Origin of the sequence: Sphingosinicella sp. CPCC 101087, assembly GCF_004151485.1 — a bacterium.
Taxonomy (GTDB): domain Bacteria; phylum Pseudomonadota; class Alphaproteobacteria; order Sphingomonadales; family Sphingomonadaceae; genus Allosphingosinicella.
This window is the reverse complement of the sequence record NZ_SBFF01000004.1, coordinates 118,901-136,608: the sequence shown is the minus strand read 5'-3', so window position 1 is coordinate 136,608 and position 17,708 is coordinate 118,901. Positions and strand designations below refer to the sequence as shown.

General features: G+C 68.0%; 17 protein-coding genes. 11 read left to right on the top strand and 6 right to left on the bottom strand.

Annotated features, from left to right (window positions below; translation table 11 throughout):
• The first annotated feature begins 62 nt into the window (after positions 1–62).
• The gene (locus EKM57_RS07925; RefSeq protein WP_129791955.1) at positions 63–962 is read left to right on the top strand and encodes a hypothetical protein; all 900 of its coding nucleotides are present in this window, start codon (positions 63–65) and stop codon (positions 960–962) included.
• A 133-nt stretch (positions 963–1,095) separates the two neighbouring features.
• Here EKM57_RS07925 and EKM57_RS07920 read toward each other — a convergent pair whose 3' ends face one another.
• From EKM57_RS07920 to EKM57_RS07900, 4 genes are all read right to left on the bottom strand, one after another.
• Positions 1,096–1,404: a hypothetical protein gene (locus tag EKM57_RS07920; protein WP_129791954.1), complete on the bottom strand. Its 309-nt coding sequence runs from the start codon at positions 1,402–1,404 to the stop codon at positions 1,096–1,098.
• Positions 1,397–1,933: a GFA family protein gene (locus tag EKM57_RS07915; RefSeq protein ID WP_129791953.1), complete on the bottom strand. Its 537-nt coding sequence runs from the start codon at positions 1,931–1,933 to the stop codon at positions 1,397–1,399. The genes EKM57_RS07920 and EKM57_RS07915 overlap by 8 nt, the downstream gene beginning before the upstream one ends.
• The gene (locus EKM57_RS07910; RefSeq protein ID WP_129791952.1) at positions 1,930–2,568 is read right to left on the bottom strand and encodes a TetR/AcrR family transcriptional regulator; all 639 of its coding nucleotides are present in this window, start codon (positions 2,566–2,568) and stop codon (positions 1,930–1,932) included. The genes EKM57_RS07915 and EKM57_RS07910 overlap by 4 nt, the downstream gene beginning before the upstream one ends.
• A 343-nt stretch (positions 2,569–2,911) precedes the next feature.
• The gene (locus tag EKM57_RS07900) at positions 2,912–4,237 is read right to left on the bottom strand and encodes an amidohydrolase family protein (RefSeq protein ID WP_243450943.1); all 1,326 of its coding nucleotides are present in this window, start codon (positions 4,235–4,237) and stop codon (positions 2,912–2,914) included.
• 550 nt (positions 4,238–4,787) lie between these two features.
• Between EKM57_RS07900 and EKM57_RS07895 the strand changes: the two genes are divergently transcribed.
• From EKM57_RS07895 to EKM57_RS07860, 8 genes are all read left to right on the top strand, one after another.
• Positions 4,788–5,387: a hypothetical protein gene (locus EKM57_RS07895; RefSeq protein ID WP_129791950.1), complete on the top strand. Its 600-nt coding sequence runs from the start codon at positions 4,788–4,790 to the stop codon at positions 5,385–5,387.
• 893 nt (positions 5,388–6,280) lie between these two features.
• A complete protein-coding gene (locus EKM57_RS07890; RefSeq protein WP_129791949.1) occupies positions 6,281–9,481 on the top strand; it encodes an amidohydrolase family protein in 3,201 nt (1,066 codons plus the stop codon).
• Positions 9,482–9,719: 238 nt separating this feature from the next.
• On the top strand, positions 9,720–10,043 hold the full coding sequence (locus tag EKM57_RS07885) for a PilZ domain-containing protein (protein ID WP_129791948.1): 324 nt from the start codon (positions 9,720–9,722) through the stop codon (positions 10,041–10,043).
• 261 nt (positions 10,044–10,304) lie between these two features.
• Positions 10,305–11,363 (top strand): hypothetical protein, encoded by a 1,059-nt coding sequence (locus EKM57_RS07880; protein ID WP_129791947.1) that lies wholly within the window; start codon positions 10,305–10,307, stop codon positions 11,361–11,363.
• A gap of 120 nt (positions 11,364–11,483) precedes the next feature.
• Positions 11,484–12,212 carry a Crp/Fnr family transcriptional regulator gene (locus tag EKM57_RS07875; RefSeq protein ID WP_206185346.1) on the top strand — a complete coding sequence of 243 codons (729 nt, stop codon included), beginning with the start codon at positions 11,484–11,486 and terminating at the stop codon, positions 12,210–12,212.
• Positions 12,213–12,293: 81 nt separating this feature from the next.
• On the top strand, positions 12,294–13,013 hold the full coding sequence (locus EKM57_RS07870) for a Crp/Fnr family transcriptional regulator (protein ID WP_129791946.1): 720 nt from the start codon (positions 12,294–12,296) through the stop codon (positions 13,011–13,013).
• Between the two features lie 272 nt (positions 13,014–13,285).
• Positions 13,286–14,383 carry a hypothetical protein gene (locus tag EKM57_RS07865; RefSeq protein WP_129791945.1) on the top strand — a complete coding sequence of 366 codons (1,098 nt, stop codon included), beginning with the start codon at positions 13,286–13,288 and terminating at the stop codon, positions 14,381–14,383.
• Positions 14,384–14,470: 87 nt separating this feature from the next.
• On the top strand, positions 14,471–15,418 hold the full coding sequence (locus EKM57_RS07860; protein WP_129791944.1) for a peptidylprolyl isomerase: 948 nt from the start codon (positions 14,471–14,473) through the stop codon (positions 15,416–15,418).
• A gap of 11 nt (positions 15,419–15,429) precedes the next feature.
• Here EKM57_RS07860 and EKM57_RS07855 read toward each other — a convergent pair whose 3' ends face one another.
• Both EKM57_RS07855 and EKM57_RS07850 read right to left on the bottom strand, forming a co-directional pair.
• A complete protein-coding gene (locus EKM57_RS07855; RefSeq protein ID WP_206185345.1) occupies positions 15,430–15,951 on the bottom strand; it encodes a TIGR02281 family clan AA aspartic protease in 522 nt (173 codons plus the stop codon).
• Positions 15,952–16,140: 189 nt separating this feature from the next.
• On the bottom strand, positions 16,141–16,407 hold the full coding sequence (locus EKM57_RS07850; protein ID WP_206185344.1) for a hypothetical protein: 267 nt from the start codon (positions 16,405–16,407) through the stop codon (positions 16,141–16,143).
• Between the two features lie 822 nt (positions 16,408–17,229).
• Here EKM57_RS07850 and EKM57_RS07845 point away from each other — a divergent pair.
• Positions 17,230–17,442 carry a hypothetical protein gene (locus EKM57_RS07845; protein WP_129791942.1) on the top strand — a complete coding sequence of 71 codons (213 nt, stop codon included), beginning with the start codon at positions 17,230–17,232 and terminating at the stop codon, positions 17,440–17,442.
• A gap of 98 nt (positions 17,443–17,540) precedes the next feature.
• Positions 17,541–17,708 carry a hypothetical protein gene (locus tag EKM57_RS22210; RefSeq protein ID WP_206185343.1) on the top strand — a complete coding sequence of 56 codons (168 nt, stop codon included), beginning with the start codon at positions 17,541–17,543 and terminating at the stop codon, positions 17,706–17,708.

Sequence of the window (17,708 nt, the reverse complement as noted above, 5' to 3'; positions counted from 1 at the left end):
GGAGGTTGACCTCGGGCGCGCGGTCGTGTGCCGTCGTCATTTGACAGAGGAGGCCGATCGAAATGCTGGCTCAGATGCGCCTTGCCCTGACAGCGGCCTTGGCCCTGCTGCTTGCTGCCTGCGGGAGCCGGGAAGAGGCGGCGGATTCGACGCCCCAGGTGACGGAAAATGGTGCCCCCTCTTCGTCCCTCCCGGCGGCACCCGACGCCGGGCAGAGCCCGGCGCAACGCTGGGACCTGCAGTCGAGCGGCGAAGGCGTCGCGCTGGCCTTCTCGTACTTGGACGGGCGTGCGACGATCCGCCTCTTCTGTCCCACCGGGGAAAACCGGCTGCTCGTCAACGTTCCCGCATTCCGGCCGATCGGCAGCGAGGAGCGGCTGTCGTTCGGCGGCGGCGGCGAGGTTGTCGCGCTTGTCGCCGACACGGGCGGTGATGCGCGACGCGGCGGAGTCAGCGCCGCCGGCGCCGTCCCCGCCAATCTCGTGGCCCTGGTCGGCGGTCCCTTGTCGGCAAGCTATGGCGCGCAGACGACGGGCCCTCATCCCGCCCCGCCGCAGATCCTTTCCCGTGCCTTCGTCGCCGCCTGCGGCGAAGGAGCGGCCGAGGCCGTGGTCCCGGGGCCGCCGGCGGATTCGCCCAGCGCCTGTCTGATGCAGGGAGGCGAGCGCCTCGATGCGGCGCTGCGCGCGGTCGGTACCGAGCCTTTCTGGGCCGCACGGATCGAAGGCCGCTGCATCACTTACTCGCACCCGGAGGATCAGGACGGCACTCGCGTCTGGACCCGCTATGCCGAACGCCCGGACGGCGCAACTTGGACGGGCGCGCTCGGCGGCCGCCCCTTCGTCCTGAGCACCCGCGCGGCGCCGCGCTGCTCGGATGGCATGTCGGACAGCCGATATCCGATCGCCGTGGAGCTGATGGTCAACGGCGAGCAGCGAAGGGGCTGCGCGAAGCCGGTCTGATCCTCCGCAACTGGCCGGGAGCGGCCGGTCTGCTCTTGGAATCTAGACGCGAGAAGCGGACATGGAAGGAAAGAGGCGATGCCCGTCCGGGGACCGAGCTTCCGACCCGAGACAGGGCTGAGCACCTGGGGGCTCAGGCCCCGCCCGACAGGCGGAACAGCCGCACCGGCTTGGCCGATCGCCCGATCGCGCCTTTCGCCTCGAGATCGAGGTGCACGGCCTTGAGCCACCATCCGGCCTTGGCGCCGCCCGGGAACAGTCCGTCGTCCAGATGCGGGAGGAGCGCCGCTTTGGCGTCGGCCACCGTCATCCCGGGAGGTTGCGCCGGCAGCACGGCCATCAGGGCGTCGCGCATCGCCTCATATTTGGCGCGGTCGACGCGGTAGCTGTGGCCCGGGGAGGCCGCATTCTCGATCACCATCTTTGCGCCGGTCTCAGGCATCGATCTCTCCATCGACGAAAGCGATCTTCGGGCTTCGGAACCCCATCGCGATCCACGCGCCCAGCAGCTTGGCGAAGAAGGAGAGCGATTGCCTTTTCCCGTTCGGCACGTCGGGAAGCGAGGAGGGGTCGGCAAGGTCGCTCGTCATCGTCCGAAGCTCGATCGCCGGCCGCTCGCTTTCGGGCCACAGGCCGCCATAGAGGCTGAGCCAATGGCCGCCCTGGAATTCCAGAAAGACGGGCGTGTTGCAGCAGGCCGCCACCACCCGCCGCGTCTTCGCGTCGGGCTTGAGCCGGAACTCCCTCAGCCGGTCGAGGCCCTCGACGAAGCGGACCCGGTCCTTGCGGTAGAGGACGAAATGCGTTCCTCCATTCTCCCCCAGCACCGGCGGCGCGGCGGGGAGGCGCTGCAGCCGCTCGCCGGCCGCGCGGCAGCTGTCGCAATGGCATTCGGCCGTGACGATCGGCGTCCGCTCCGCCTCCATCCGGACCTGTCCGCAGGCGCAGCCGAGCTGGGTCGTGTGGGTCATTGCGCGCGATCCTCTGCCGCACGGCCGAAGAGCAGCCGCATATATCGGTCGAGATGGTCGAGGCTCTCGCGCGCGAGTGCCGGGTCGTTTCCCGCCTTGGCGATCACGAAGGCGCCCTGGATCACCGTCTGCGTATGGCGCGCCAGGCTTGCGGCCGTCCATTCGCCGGAAAGGCCGCGATCGCGCATCGCCTCTTCGATGTCCGCTTCCAGCGTCGCGGCATGGCGGAAGAGGCTCCGGCCGCAGGCGTCGCGAATGGCTGGCGAGCTCGCATGGACTTCCTGCGCCATCGTCCCCGCCAGGCAGGAAAATTCGGCCGGGTCGTCGGTGATGATCGACTTGCGGAAGGCGATGTAGGCGAGGACCCGGTCGAGCGGATCGTCCGGCGCGTGATAAGGCGCGCCGGCGAAGAAGGCGGAGGTCGTCTCCGACCAATGCTCCGCGGCGGCGACGCCGAGCGCGTCCTTGCTCCCGAAATGATGGAAGAAGGCGCCCTTGGTCACCGCGGCGGCGCGGCACAGATCGTCGACCGAAGTGGCGGCGAACCCCTTGGCCCGGATCGTGTCGCGGGCGGCCTCGAGCAGGCGCGTCCGCGCATCGCCGCGCTCGGGTTCATTCTTGGTGGGTCGTGGCATGGCCTATTCATACCGTTCGGTCGGTATATTGGCAAGTCCCAAATGGACGGAGCAGCTCCGAGGTGAGCGAACGCCGCTATCGTCGCCCAAGCATGCCGCCTGCGCTCACTCGCAATCGACCTGCCACGACACCCCGAAGCGATCGTTGAACCAGGCGAACCTGCGGCTGGATCGGTAACCGTCCGGCCATGAGCATCGCCCCGCCCTCGGATGGCCGCGCGACCAGCGCGTCGAAATCGCTATCTAAAGTGAGGAATGTTTGGCTGATGCGTGCCGGAAGCAGCCGGTCCGCTTCCGGACAAGATCGGGGCCAATGCTGCCGGTGGTAGCTCTGATCCAGATATCAGGGGGTGGTTGTGTAGGTCAGGGCGACGCTTTGGCGCATCGCCGCCAAGGCCTCCGCATCATGCCAGCGTCCAGCTGCCATCACGCCGATCGGGCGCTGCAGCGCCGACAGGTTATCGAGCGGGTTCTCCGCGACCAGCAGCAGGTCCGCCCGCATCCCCTCCGCGACAGTGCCGAAGGGCTCGCTCCGGGGGTGAGACCGGGCGATGAACCGGCCGGGCTCGGCGGTCGCCGTTGCCAGCGCTTGATAGCGGCTGAGCCCCGCGTCTTCGAGCGCAGCGAGATTGCGATGGAGCGCGAAACCCGCGACCAGCCCAGGGATGGTTGGCGAGTCCGTGCCGGCGATCAGCGGCACCTCGGCGGCAGCGAGCGCACGCACGAATCGGGCAAGGAATGCGGCCCTTGCGGCTAGGCTGCCGGTTCGGCGCTGATAACCGCTGTGCCGCCAGTCGATCCGGTCAGCGGGCGACAGGAAGCGCACCTCCGGCACCCGCAAGAAGGCCTGGACCTGCTCGGGTCTTCCCCATTGTGCGGCAATCGCCTGATAGGTGGCGAGATCGGCGGTAATCGTCACCCCGCTGCGTCGAGCGAAATCTACGGCGCGCGCGATCTCGGCATCGTCGGGCGCGGCGTGCGGATCGCCGCCTTCCGGCCTCCTAAAGAAGGTGTAGATAAACTCCTCAAGGTGCGCCACCATCGCCTGCCCGGCGGCGATCTGCCGCTCCAGCCCCACGCTTTCTACGCTGTGGCCGACGATCGGCAGCCCGATGGCCCGACCCTCCTCGCTCAAGGCCTGGAATGCCGCCGGAGAGAGACCGCTATAGACCTTGATGAAATCGTAGCCGTTCGCATGGGCGATCCTTACCGCCCAGCCTGCCGCCTCCGGCGACGGCACGACGAGATGGCCGAATCGCGGGGAGCCATCGACGGCAAGCGCGACGAAGAGCCGTGGGCCGGGGATGTCGCCGCGCTCGATCGACGCCCGGGTGCGGCCAACGATCGGATTCGGTGCTTCGCCCAAGTCGAGCGCCGTGGTGATGCCGCTCGCCAGCAGCATCGCCAGCGTCTCCCTGTCGCGGACATGGACATGCATGTCGGCGAGGCCGGGCAGCAAATAGGCCCCGCGGCCGTCGATGACCCGGGCTCCCTCTGGCGTCGTAACACGCGGGCCGATGGCCGCGATGCGCCCGTCCCTGATCAGAACCGATTGCCCGCGAAGCACCCGCTCCCGGTCCATCGGGACGACATTGACGTTGACGAATAGGGTTGAGGGGGCGGGTTGCGCGTGGGCCGGCGCTCCGGTCAGGATGGCAAAGAGCAACACGAGCGCGCCCAAGCACCTGACGAAGGGGCGTGATGCCAGCCTTGGGTTCGTCGCTCGGCCCGACGAATGAATACGACCGTGACCGGTCTGCTTTGCTCGATCTTCACTGATGGACATGGTCTTGTGCGTATTCGCGTTGCGCCGCGACGACAAGCAAGCGCCGCTGCTCCTTATCTCGAGACGCACTCAATTTTCGGCCGTAGGATGTGCGGCGCGCTCATTGCTCCTCCTTTCACTGGCTGCCACGCCGCTGCCAAGCGGAACAGGTATCAAGCAGTATCGGGACCGCGCGTGCGAGGCTGAACGCGCAGATTGACCGGGCCCATTTCTGAATGGCTGCTCTTGAGCTTTCGGCGTTAGACCGCCGGCGATCGCCAGCGGCGCGTACCGGCAACGCAACTGGCAGCACCGGCTAGGTCTTCTCAGGACCAAATCTTTAGAAGCGCCGTTTCGTGCAAGCGCCAGGACAGGATCGAGTTAGCCGCACAACAAATTATTCATGATTGCCACTCATGCTAAGTGCATGCGCTGGCTGGTGCTTCTGATTTTCATGAGTTTCGCAAATCCTGCGCTCGCTCGGGAATCGGTCTCGCTGCGCCCTCTTCAGTCCAACATGCAGTTCGCTCCGCAGACGCCGCAGCCGGTCGGACCCAACCATCCGCTGTTCCGGCGCATCATGCTCGAGGAAGTGCAGGGGATGCCCGCGCGCGTGGGATCGACATTCATTCGCGTCACCAATGCTCGCGAGTTCCACTCGGCCGTTCGCGATACGCTCGGCGACGGAAACATGCTTGCCACCACGCCGGCTGAAGCGAAGGCCCGATTAAGGGTAACCTGGCGGTCGTTCGAGCTGCCGTTCCGCATCGGGCTCTCCGCCGAGGCGACGGTCGCCGTTCATTATGAATTGAGCCGCCTCGACACCGGGCAGGTCATCTTCTCCAGGGAAATCGTGACTCGGGCGAGAGCGCGCGGTGGCGAAGCCTCGGCAAGGGCGCGCGGCACTGGCAGAGCGGCGATCGGGGCCAATCTTGCCTCGCTCCTGTTCTGCCTCGATCATGCCGCGACAAGCGCGCGGCCAGTCGAATGCGCGTTGCAACCGGTCGGGCGATTCAGCGCTCCCATCGTCGTGGCAGTCCCTATTGTCCGCTAAGGGCTGACCAATGCGCCTTTTCGGTGACAGTGCATTCGTTCCATTCGCAACGTTGATCGCTGTCACATCGGGGTTTGCCGTCCTTTTCACCCCAATCGCGAACTGGGGAAACTCGATTCTGGACGTTCTAGCCCATAGAACCACGACCGAAATTCGGTAGCTTGCTGAAGGACACCGGTCGATAATGACCGACAGCTTGCTGCGTCACCGACGGGCGGGCGTAAACTCGGCCGCGTATATGTCCACTAGGTCGCAGTCTCATAAACTGGGAAGGTCCGAGATAGGTGGATTACCGGACATACAGCCGATGAAGTCGATGCATCCACAATAACGTTAGGATCACCACTGCTGCTGCACGGGTGGGGGGTTCAGCTAGGGCATGGTCTGGACTGTAGACCAGGGCGTCCAAACCGGTAGCAACGGCTAAAGAACCGATACCGAGCATGACCGGTGGCCAAAGGACGCGCTCTCTCATGTCGCCGCCATATCGCGCAAAGCCAATGTCCGCTATGAGTTGTAAGCGGTCATTCGCGCTTTATGAGTTCACGACCTAGCACGGCTCATCCGTGCTGCGCCCTGGCCGATCGTCCGCGGCGGCCAGATCGTCGGGTCGGTCCACCGCCCCGACAATAAAGCGGCGATGTCGCTCCTGCGCCGCCTGGACCAGGCCGACCGCGCCGGCGTCCGCATGCGGGTCCGCCTCGATCGGGCAAGAAGGTCGCCGTGAAAATTTCGGCGTTCGATGGAAACTTTGTGACCTTTCGCATGCCGCCGCCGGCGCACGCTCCGGCCTCGCCTCACCCCGTAACGGCCCCGTCTTGCCTGTCTTGCCCCGATAGTGCACCGTCCGCTTCATTTCTGACCTGACCACAAGACCGGGGGTTCTCAATCTCATGATCCGCAGCATCGCTCTTGCATCGCTCCTGCTCGCCTCCACCGCCGCCCTCGCCCAGCGCGGCGGCGGCGACCGCGAGGCGCCGAAATGGGACGTCAACAATCCTCCCGGAGCGCGGCTGCGTCAGGTCCCCATCTCGGTGGACGAAGGCACCTGGATGAACGTCGACGTCAGCCCGGACGGGCGCACGATCGCCTTCGATCTGCTCGGCGACATCTACACCATGCCGATCGGCGGCGGGCGGCCGACGCGGATCACGTCCGGCCTCGCCTGGGACATGCAGGCGCGCTTCTCCCCGGACGGGCGCCTCATCGCCTTCACCTCGGATCGCGGCGGCGGCGACAATATCTGGGTGATGAACGTCGACGGCTCGTCGCCGCGCGCGGTCACGGAGGAGACGTTCACCCTCCTCAACAACCCGACCTGGAGCCCGGACGGCCGCTTCATCGCCGCGCGCAAGCATTTCACCACCGAGCGCTCGCTGGGGACCGGCGAGATCTGGATCTATCATGCCAGCGGCGAGGGCAAGGGCGTGCCGCTGGTCGAGCGGCCGAACCCGCAGCATCAGAAGGAGCTGGGCGAGCCGGCTTTCTCGGCCGACGGCTCCGCCATCTATTTCAGCCGCGACACCACGCCCGGGCCGATCTTCGAATATGCCCAAGATTCGAACCGGCAGGTGTTTGCGATCGAGCGGATCGACATTGCCACCGGCGAGCGCGTCCAGATCGCGGGCGGTGCGGGCGGCGCGGTGCGTCCGACCCCGTCGCCGGACGGCCGGTGGCTCGCTTTCGTCAAGCGCACCGGCGGCCGCAGCCGCCTGTTCGTCAAGGACCTGCGCTCGGGCGAGGAGCGGCGCATCTATGACGATCTCGACCAGGACCTGCAGGAAACCTGGGCGGTTCACGGCGTCTACCCGATGATGGACTGGACGCCGGACAGCCAGGCGATCCTCTTCTGGGCCGGCGGCAAGATCCGCCGGATCGGCGCCGACGGCAGCGCCGCCGCCGAGATCCCGTTCGAGGTGTCGGACACGCGCGTCGTGATCGACGCGGAGGTTCCCGAGGTGGAGGTCGCGCCCGACACCTTCACCACCCGAATGCCGCGCTTCGCCTCCGTCTCGCCGGACGGCAGCCGGATCGTCTTCGAGACCCTGGGCCGGCTCTACGTCACCGAGGCCGCGGGCGGAACGCCGCGCTTGCTCACCGGCCAGGACGGCGACTTCCAGCTCTTCCCTTCCTGGTCGCGCGACGGCAGCCGGATCGTCTTCGTCTCCTGGAACGATCAGCGCCTGGGCGAGATCCGCACCGTCGCCGCCGACGGCAGCGACATGCGTACCGTCACGCAGCAGCCGGGCCATTATCGCCGCCCCCGTTTCTCGCCGGACGGGTCGACCATCGTCTACGAAGCGAGCGGCAGCGGCGGCCTGACCTCCCCCGAATGGTCGGGCGCGACCGGCATCTTCCGCGTGCCCGCCGCCGGCGGCGAATCGACGCGGGTCGTGGAGGATGGCGGCAATCCCCATTTCGCGGCCGGCTCGGACCGCGTCTTCCTGGAGAAGCGCGACGAGCGCAAGCTGCAGCTGGTCAGCGTCGATCTCGGCGGCGGCAATGAGCGCGTCCACGCCTCGGGCGAGCTCGTCACCGGCTACGAGGTCTCGCCGGATGGGCGCACGCTCGCCTTCCGCGAGAATTACAACCTGTTCGTCATCCCCTTCCTCGGCGCCGCCCGGGCGGTGGAGGTCGGCTCGCGCGCCGATCAGCTTCCCGTCACCCGGGTCACCAAGGTCGGCGCTTCCTACCCGAGCTGGACCGCCAACGGCGCCCAACTCGCCTGGACCCTCGGGCCGAACCTCTACCGCGCCGACGTCGCCGACCTCATCCGCACGGCGCCTGGGGGCGAGGATTACACGCCGCCGGAGCGCGGCACGTCGCTCGCCATCACCACCCGCGCGGATGTGCCCACCGGCACCGTTGCCCTGGTCGGGGCGCGCGTCGTCAGCATGGCCGACGAATCGGGCGGCATCATCGATGACGGCGTGGTCCTCATCGAAGGCAACCGGATCCGCGCCGTCGGTCGCCGCGGCGAGGTCGATATCCCGGCGGGCGCGCAACAGGTCGACGTCGCCGGCAAGACGATCATCCCCGGCCTGATCGACGCCCATGCCCATGGCAGCCAGGGCGAGGACGATCTCATTCCGCAGCAGAACTGGTCCGCCATGTCGCATCTGGCGCTCGGCGTGACCACCGTGCACGATCCGTCCAGCTCGTCGAGCGAGATCTTCCCGGCCGCGGAGATGCAGCGCGCCGGAATAATCCTCGCGCCGCGTACCTTCTCGTCCGGAGAGATCGTCTACGGCGCGCGCTCGCCGGGCCGCTATGCCCAGATCGATTCCTACGAGGACGCGCTCGCCCATGTCCGCCGGCTGAAGGCCGAGGGCGCGCATTCGATCAAGAATTACAATCAACCCCGCCGCGATCAGCGCCAGCAGGTCGCGGCCGCCGGCCGGGCCGAGGACATCCTCGTCGTTCCGGAGGGCGGCTCGCTCTACTCGATGGACATCGGCCTCATCCAGGACGGCAACTCGACCCTCGAGCACAATGTCCCGCAGGAACGGTTCTACGAGGACGTGCTGAGCCTCTGGTCGCAGACCCGCGTCGCCTACAATCCGACCCTGGTCGTCACCTATGGCGGCCTCGCCGGCGATCCCTATTGGTCGCAGGAGTCGCCGGTCTGGAACCACCCCCTGCTCACCCGCCACACGCCGCCCGACGAGCTCGCCGCCCGGGTGCGCGCGGTGACCGCGCCGGAGGAGCAGTTCGTCGACCAGTATAGCGCGCGCGAATCCGATCGGCTCGCCGAGCGCGGAGTCCTCATCGCGCTTGGCGGCCATGGCCAGCAGCCCGGCCTCGCCGCCCATTGGGAGATGTGGTCCCACGTCCGGGGCGGCGCGACCCCGATCGAGGCGCTTCGCTACGGCACGGTGGAGGGCGCCCAGGCCTATGGCTTCGAGGATATCGGCACGCTCGAGCCCGGCAAGCTCGCCGACCTCCTCATCCTCGACGCCGATCCGACGCAGGACATCCGCAACAGCGACAAGATCTCGCGGGTCATGCTCAACGGCCGGCTCTACGAGGCCGCGACCCTCAACGAAGTGGTCACCGGCAATCGCCAGCGCCAGCCTTATTATTGGGAGGACTGAGCGGGCGCGCCGGCGTCCGCCATCCTTGCCGTTCCCGGCAGGGCGCGCCCGCGCTCCCGATCGCAGACGCCGGGGCGGGAGGGGAATGGCGCCGGATTTTCGACGGCAAGAGCAGGCCCCGAGCCGGCCGGACCGGGGCCCGGTCGGCAATCGATCCATTCCGGCAGAAATAATCGGTTCCCGATAGTAATTCGGTAACCCGTGTCTTGCATATTCGCCGACGCTGGGAGGCGATGCCATGGACTATCAGGGGGGCAGTTTCGAAACCGCGAACGCGGCCGACACGGGTCAATGGGCCTATGTGGAGTCGGACCGACGTGCGGAACCGCGCCATCAGGGATTGGTGGAAGGCGCCATGCTCGTCTTCCGGGGTCAGAACCTGCGGGTGCCGGTCGTGAACATTTCGAGCCGCGGCACGATGATCGAAAGCGACATCTCGCCGCGTCTGGGCGAGACGGTCGTCATCCGCTTCGACGGCTGCAGCCCCATCTCGGCCTTCGTCCGCTGGTGGCGCGACGGCCGCATCGGCCTCAACTTCGGCGGTGAAATGATCCTCGGCTGACGCCCCGCGTCAGCCTCGAACGCGCGGAGCGCGTTCGGCCGATCATCCGATCCTCGCCGACGCTCCTTCGTCGCAATCCCTTTCGTCACTCCAGCGCAGGCTGGGGCCCAAACGGACAGTGAAGCGAACGCCCTGCCCGCCTGGGAAACGAAATGAAGGCGAAGAACGCAACCCATCGTCCATCCCGCCCGCCGCGGCCGGGCTTGATCGCCGCACACGGCCGGTTCATGCCTGTCGCGAACCGGCAAGGAACTGGATGTCATGCGTTTTCCCAAGCTGCTCGCCGCCGCTGCCGCGATTGGTCTCGCCGCCTTCCCGGCGTCCGCCCAGGATGAGGCTCCGTCCGATCCGTCGAGCGGCCTTTCCGACCTTGAGTCGACGGTGAACGAACTGCTGGAGGAGGAGACCAGCCCCGCCGGCGCCGCGGAGGCTCCCGCAGCCGAGCCCGCGCAGCCCGGCAACGCCCTTTCGGAGGCTGACGAGCCCACCCGTCCGGCCGAACCGGAAGCGGACGCCGAACCGGTCGAACCCGCCCGGCCGGCCGGCCGGACCGCGCCGCAGGCACCTTCGTCGCCGGCGCCGACGCTGACCCGGGCCGAGCAGGCGGCGGTCGAGCGCGCCGCCGAGCGCGGCCGGCTCCTCATCGCCATCGCCCGCGCCGGGATCCTGGCCACGCAGGACATGCTCACCCGGATTTCCGATCCCGAGGGCGCGGGGATCACCGGCTGGATCGCCGAGCCGCAGGGCAATGCGATGGACGTCACCTTCTACGCCGCCGGCACGGATGGCGAGGCGCCGAGCGCGGTCTTCAGGGCGACGGTCAATGGTGGCCGCGTCGTGTCGCGCGACATCTTCCTGGGCGACGACCGGCCGGCGCTGAATCCCGTCCAGGTGCGAATGGCGGCCGCCCGCGCGGCGACGGAAGGGCTGGACCACAGCGCCTGCACCGCTCAGCCCTTCAACGTGCTCGTCGTGCCGCCGGCCTCGGCCGACGCGCCGATCGACGTCTACCAGACCAGCGCGCCGGAGCGCCGCGGCAGCTTCCCGCTCGGCGGTCATTTCCGCAGCACCGTCGCGCCCGACGGCACGATCGTGGAGACGCGCGGCTTCACCAACAGCTGCGTGGACGTCGAGCTGCCCCCGGCGGCTGCCGGCGCGCCCGCGCCGCCTGTGGGGGTCACCCACCTGCTCGATCCGATGCCGACGGAAATCCACATCTTCCTGGCGCAGCTGATCGGCCGGCCCCTGCTCGTCGCGACCGGGGAGCCGCAGCGGGTCTGGCTCGTCACCGGTGAGCGCATTGCCGAGGTCCGCCCCTGACATTCCCCCGCCCGGGCAACGTCCTCTTTTCAGGGATGAATTCGCAAGGGAATAACATAGTTGAACGAGCGGCGGCAGCGGCCGCGCTAGCTCGGACGGACGACTAGTCCTTGTCGCTGGGTGGGCGCTCTGAAACTTTCCCTCGAGGCATTTGCCGAGCTATCCTCACAGGATCGGACCCTGATCGAGCGGCTCGCCGGCAAGAGCGTTCGGGAGGTCGCGCCACGTCGCGACCTCGTGCGCGAAGGCGACCGCCCGCGCGCCGTCGCGCTGATGCTCGAGGGCTGGGCGTGCCGCTACAAGCAGTTCCCCGACGGGCGGCGCCAGATCGTCGGCTTCCACATTCCCGGAGACCTGTGCGATTCGGGCCTGTCCATCGTCCGGGAGATGGATCATTCGATCGGCGCGGTGACCCGCTTGAGTTATGCCGAGATCGGCCTCGCCGACTTCGAGGCATTGATAGCGCAGAGCCCGGTGGTCGCCCGCGCGCTGCGCTGGAACGAACTGGTCAACGCCGCCATTGCGCGCGAATGGGTCGCCAATGTCGGTCAGCGTTCGGCCTACGAGAGGCTCGCCCATCTGTTCTGCGAGCTTTTCCTGCGCTTGAAGGCGGTCGGCCTGACCGACGGCGAAAGCTGCTATTTTCCGCTGACCCAGATGGATCTCGCCAGCGCCGTCGGCCTCACCTCCGTCCACGTCAACCGCACCTTGCAGGAGATGCGCCGCGACGGCCTGCTCACTTTCGGCTTCAAGCGCCTGGTCATTCCGGACCTCGAGGCGCTCAAGCGGGTGGCGATGTTCAACGCCAACTATCTCCATCTCGGCATGAGCGGCGGCCTTCCCGACTGAGCCGCACGGCTGGAGGCGCGTGACGGCGCGGGAACGTTGCGCCGCTCGCACCGTTTCATCGGCGAAAGGAAGGGAGCCGGCTTGATCGACGCGCATATTCGCAAGCTCCGCGCTCGGGACGAGGTGTCCGCCGAAGAGGAGCGGGCGATCCGCGCCGCCGTTTCCGAGGTCATCGACCACCCACCCGACCGGACGATCATCCGCGCCGGGAACCTCCTCAACGCCAGCACGCTGCTGCTGGAGGGGCTGCTGTGCCGGTACAAGGATCTGAGCGACGGCCAGCGCCAGATCACCGAGCTTCACGTGACCGGCGACTTCGCCGACCTGCACAGCTTCACCCTCAAGCGGCTCGACCACAACGTCATGAGCCTGACCCGTTGCCGGGTCGCCCTCGTGCCGCATGATCGGATCAGGGCGATGATCGAGGCGTTCCCGCACCTCGGCCGTCTCTACTGGTTCTCGACCAATCTCGATGCCGCCATCCACCGCGAATGGGCGGTGTCGCTGGGGAGGCGCTCGGCCTTGTCCCGTATGGCTCACCTCTTCCGCGAGCTTCACCTCCGCCTCCGGCTCGTCGGCCGGGCGGAGGAGGCGGACTATGATCTCCCGCTGACCCAGACCGATCTTGCCGAATGCCTCGGCCTCACCCCCGTCCATGTGAACCGCACGCTGAAGGAGCTTCGCGAGCGGGGGCTGGTTGCCTTCCGCGGCGGCCGCGTCGCCATCCATGACCTGCCGGGGCTCGAGCGCGTCGCCGAGTTCGACCCGGCCTATCTCTACCTCGAGCGTCGGCCGCGCTGACGCCCGATTTCGGACACTGGCCGTGCGGAAGCGAACAGATGCGGCCGATGCGGATAATGGCCGCATGTGCCGTCTTGCTTAGGCGGACGCTCGCTCCAAAACCTCGGCGAAAGCGCAAATAGCTGAATCGCCGTTCCTTTCTGGATGGGCAGATCGGGCAGCCGAAACTTGCTCGGGCGCTGGTTGGCGTCTGGCATACTTAGTGCAGTAACACACTCGTCAGGGCGGCGCGGCGAACCGAGGGGACGGGTTGCCACGATGGGTGCAGGTGAGTGATGCGCTTGTGTGATGCTTCGGAACTTCTCCTCGATCCCAATTATCTGGCGCACCGGATCGACATTGGCGGCAACCGGCTGATTTTCCTGCCGACGACTCGGCGCCTGATCTCGCGCGCGAGCTTCCTCGACGGGCGGACCGCGATCGCCACCGGTCCCGAAGTGGCCTGCCGGCTCGACGAGGCGCTTCAGGCCGCGGAGACACCGGCGTTCGAAGAGGCGGAGAATGCTGCCCCCGACCGCTTCATCTTTCACGTCGCCTTCTGCGGGTCCACCCGCCTCGCCCGCATCCTGGACCGGCCCGGCAGGGTGCTCGCCCTTCGCGAGCCGAACCTGCTTGTGGAGCTGGCCGACTGGAAGGCCGCGCTCGATCGCCGCTCCGGGGAGGATCCGCGCCTCGCCGCGCTGGTGCGGCTGACCTGCGTAAGCCTGCGCTCGCGCTGGCAGCCGGAAGAAGCGGTGATCGTCAAGCCGTCCAACTGGGTCAACAACCTGCTCCCCGAGCTGTGTCTTTGCGGCCGGCGGATTCGGCCCGTGTTCGTCACCAGCGACCGCAGGGCTTTTCTGCTCGCTGTCTTCCGCGGCGGCCGTGAGCGGCTGGCTTTCGCCGCTCGGGTCGCGTCGCACCTCGCCAGCGGGAACCGCAGCCGCCAGGCGTTGCTCGCCGCCGCCATCGGTGCGGCCTCCGAGCCGCTCGGCCAGGCGGCCCATATCGCGGCTTTCGCGCACTGGCTCCAAATCCGCCAGTTTCACGACACCCTGCTCGCCGGCGGGTGGGGCAGCGAGCATGTCGTCACGTTCGACGCGATCGAGCGTGCGCCCCATCGTGCCGGCTCGGCGGCCGCCGAGGCGCTCGGCGTCGACCTCTCGGCCGGGGAGGTGGCACAGGGCGTGGCCCGCAACGCCGGCCGGAATGCCAAGCTGCCCGGCGCGGACTATTCGTCCGAAGCGCAGCAGGAGGCGGACCGCACCGTCCATCGGCTCTACGGCGCGCAGATCGAGGCCGCGATCGCCTGGGCCCGCGACTTTCTCCCGGACGCGGGAGAGGGGCCGCTGGAGGCCGGCGACTATCCGGAGGAACTGCGCGTCGGCTGACGCCCGTCCCAGCGAGCCGCCCGGGCGGCTTGACGGGCCGCCGCCGCGCGCCCCAGTCTGGCCCCTTTCCAATAGGGGGGAACAGACATGCGACACCTCGCCATCCTCGCAGCAGCCTCCGTCCTTGGTGCCTGCACGCCGACCGCAGGCGAGGTGCCGGAGGCGGCGCCCGGTCATGCGCCGTGGCGCCCTGCGCCGGTCGAAGACGCCGCGGAGCCGTCCGAGGTCGTCGCCCGATCGACCGCGGCGGACTGGCGCCAGATCGAGCCCGACAATCTCCTCATTCTCGAACTGGCCGACGGCGCCCAGGTCTTCATCGAGCTCGCGCCCGATTTCGCGCCGGTGCATGTCGCCAACATCCGCGCCTTCGCCCGCGGCGGCTGGTGGAACGGCGCGGCAATCTACCGCGTCCAGGACAATTATGTCGCCCAATGGGGCAATGGCGATGCCCGGGCGTCGCTACCCACGGGCGTGGTCCGTACCCCGCCGGCCGAATATCACCGTGCGCTCGCCGGCCTCCCGGTCCGGCCGCTCGGCTTTCCGGACAGCTATGCGCCCGTCGTCGGCCATGCCGGCGGGTGGCCGGTTGCCTGGGATCCGGACAGCGGGCGCGCCTGGCTGACCCACTGCTACGGCTCGGTGGGCGTGGGGCGTGAAGTCGCGCCCGATACGGGAACCGGCGGGGAGCTTTATGCGGTAATCGGCCACGCGCCGCGGCACCTCGATCGCAACATTGCCACGGTCGGGCGGGTCATCGAAGGCATTGCGGCGCTTTCCGCCCGTCCGAGGGGCACCGGCGATCTGGGCTTCTACGACGAGGCCAAGGGCGAGCGGCCGGTTCCGATCCGTTCGACCCGGCTGGCGAGCGACCTGCCCGAAGCCGAGCGGCCCCGCTTCGAGGCGATGCGGACCGACACCGAGGCTTTCTCCGCTTATGTGACCGGGCGCGCCAATCGTGGGGGCACCTTCTTCGACGTTCCCGCCGGCGGGGTCGACCTGTGCAACGTCAACGTGCCGGTGCGCCGCCGTCCCTGAAGAGGTTCGAGCTAGCGCAGTCTCAATTCGTCGCCCCGTATCTCCACGCTGTCGGCGCGGGACAGAAAGCTCTGGCCGAGCAAGGAAATCGGAAGCGTTTCGGCGATCGCGGCGGAGACGTCGTTTGCCTCGATCGGGCCGAGCGCCAGATGGTCGATCGTCACCGGGACGATTTCAACCGCACCGCCGGCGCCGCGCGCCATCGTTCGCTCCGGTCCGGCCTGAATACCCGCCGCCCGGGCATCGCGCGGGGTGAGCGCCACGACGCTGGCGCCCGTGTCCACAAGGAAGCGAATGCGGGCGCCGTTCACCCGCGCTTCCGCATAGAAATGCCCGTCTGAATGGCGTTCCAGCCTCTTCGAGGCGCCCCCGCTGCTGTCCCGATCTCGGCCGTCGCCGGGCCCGGCGTCGGAGAGCGCCTCAGGCGAGGGCGGAGGCGAGGGCACCGGCCTGTCCTCCACCGTCGGGAGAGCGGGCGCGAGCAGCGCCACTCCGGCCACGCAGACCGCCGTCCAGAACAGGGTTCCGCCCATCGACATGACCACGCAGCCTAGGGCGCTTCGGCAAAGGCTGAGTTAACGGGGGTTGAGGCGCGAAAAGAGAGGCGCCCGCCGAAGCTTTCGCTCCGACAGGCGCCGGCCGCCTCTCCTGGTCTGATTGCACTTCAAGCGCAGGCGGGGCGGGCTCACCGCTGGCGCGGCGATATCCTCTCGCCGAACCGGCTAGGCCGCATAGGCATGGCCGTCCGAAAAGGGGTAGCGGCGGATCGTCCTGATGATCTGTCCACCGGCAATCAGCGGCGCGCTCTCCAGCGGAAGGGCGGTGCCGCAAAAAGCGCATTCCGCCATGATCCGTCCGATATACCAGTGGGTTCGCCCACAGCCCGGGCAGTGATTGGTCTCATGGTCGCGATAGACGATGTGGTAGCCACGCTGGGCCACGGGAGGGACCAGGCTTCCGCCTCGGGCCTCGAGCACATTGGTCGCCATACTCCGGCTCCTTTTCAACAAACACTTGCGATGCCAAACGCCGGGCCAGAACGAGAAGTTTCATGGCGTTAGGATGAACGGCTCGGTGGTGGTCTCCTGATGCGCCATGGATTCACCCGTGTGGAGCGCCGGAAAACGGCAGCGACGAGCCGTTTTCCTGATGCGACGGAGCGAGCTTCCCCCACCTGAAAAAAATTTGCGTTCAGCGGGCCGAATCAGGGTCTGGCGGGGTCTATCGGAGCCCCGTGTGGGAACCGGGGCGACCGCCAGGCTTTGGGCGTGGGATGGCTGAACCCTGCCCCTTCGGACCCGGCTCGTGAGACGCGCGCATCGTCTCCGCTTGCCATTGGTCGCCGTGGTGGGGCTCCTTTTCCTGATCGCCCTTTCCCTTGCGCTTGGAAATCGGGAACGGGAGGAGCCTCCCGCGTCGCCCGCCGTGCTGGACCGGATTGCGACGAAGAATCGTGAAGCGGCCGCAGTTTCGGCAGAAGTGCTCAAGGCGCAATCGGCGTCCGCGGTCACCGCGGTCGCTGCCGCAGGCCCCGAAGTCGAGTCGGCTCCGGCTCAATCGCTGCGCTGAGGCGTTGCGATTCGGCCCCGGTTACGCGCTCCTGTCCCGACCGGCACTCGTCCGAACTCGCCGGAAAAAGCCCCTTTGGCGGCACCTTAGCCTGCCGCTGGGCGCAACCGCGCGAAGGGCCGCGCGTTTGCCAAATTCGGCCGGTTCGCCTAAGGAGGAAGCGTCCCGGTCTGTTCGGCCCCTCCCGGCGCTTTGCGGCAAAGCCTCCCCCGACGCCGCTGCCCCACTGAAGCGAGAAACGCATGTCCACGCATCACGAATTCTATCTTGAGCGCGCTGCCGCTGCACGAAGGGATGCCGAGGAGGCGTCGCTATCTAACGTGCGCGAGCGCTGCCTCCGGGCCGCCGCCGCCTGGGACGAAATGGCCGCCCGCGCCGCCCGGACCGAACGGATGCGTGCCGAGACCGAGGCGCGCAAGGCCGTCGAAGCCGCTGCTGCGCCCGCCACGGCTTGATCTTCCGATCGCCTGATCTTCCGACCAATTGAAATCCGGCGCTCTCGCGCCGGCCGCTGCCGGATGGAACTCCCTTTCGCCTGGAGCGCTTGGCAGCGATGTTTTTCTTCACCGCGCCCGTCCGGTCCGAACCGGACGGCCTGATCCTTACTGCCGCCGCGGCGGCGCACCAGCAGGCTCGGCACCGCGCTGCGCTCCGGTCGGCATCCCTGCTCACCTCGCGTCTCCTGGCCGGCATTCGCGCGGACCGTCGGGAGGCCGGTTGA

Excerpts from the sequence above, each read along its gene's own strand:
- EKM57_RS07925 (WP_129791955.1), top strand. The coding sequence starts at position 63 with ATGCTGGCTCAGATGCGCCTTGCCCTGACAGCGGCCTTGGCCCTGCTG.
- EKM57_RS07920 (WP_129791954.1), bottom strand. The coding sequence starts at position 1,404 with ATGCCTGAGACCGGCGCAAAGATGGTGATCGAGAATGCGGCCTCCCCG.
- EKM57_RS07915 (WP_129791953.1), bottom strand. The coding sequence starts at position 1,933 with ATGACCCACACGACCCAGCTCGGCTGCGCCTGCGGACAGGTCCGGATG.
- EKM57_RS07910 (WP_129791952.1), bottom strand. The coding sequence starts at position 2,568 with ATGCCACGACCCACCAAGAATGAACCCGAGCGCGGCGATGCGCGGACG.
- EKM57_RS07895 (WP_129791950.1), top strand. The coding sequence starts at position 4,788 with ATGAGTTTCGCAAATCCTGCGCTCGCTCGGGAATCGGTCTCGCTGCGC.
- EKM57_RS07890 (WP_129791949.1), top strand. The coding sequence starts at position 6,281 with ATGATCCGCAGCATCGCTCTTGCATCGCTCCTGCTCGCCTCCACCGCC.
- EKM57_RS07885 (WP_129791948.1), top strand. The coding sequence starts at position 9,720 with ATGGACTATCAGGGGGGCAGTTTCGAAACCGCGAACGCGGCCGACACG.
- EKM57_RS07880 (WP_129791947.1), top strand. The coding sequence starts at position 10,305 with ATGCGTTTTCCCAAGCTGCTCGCCGCCGCTGCCGCGATTGGTCTCGCC.
- EKM57_RS07860 (WP_129791944.1), top strand. The coding sequence starts at position 14,471 with ATGCGACACCTCGCCATCCTCGCAGCAGCCTCCGTCCTTGGTGCCTGC.
- EKM57_RS07855 (WP_206185345.1), bottom strand. The coding sequence starts at position 15,951 with ATGGGCGGAACCCTGTTCTGGACGGCGGTCTGCGTGGCCGGAGTGGCG.
- EKM57_RS07850 (WP_206185344.1), bottom strand. The coding sequence starts at position 16,407 with ATGGCGACCAATGTGCTCGAGGCCCGAGGCGGAAGCCTGGTCCCTCCC.
- EKM57_RS07845 (WP_129791942.1), top strand. The coding sequence starts at position 17,230 with ATGTCCACGCATCACGAATTCTATCTTGAGCGCGCTGCCGCTGCACGA.
- EKM57_RS22210 (WP_206185343.1), top strand. The coding sequence starts at position 17,541 with ATGTTTTTCTTCACCGCGCCCGTCCGGTCCGAACCGGACGGCCTGATC.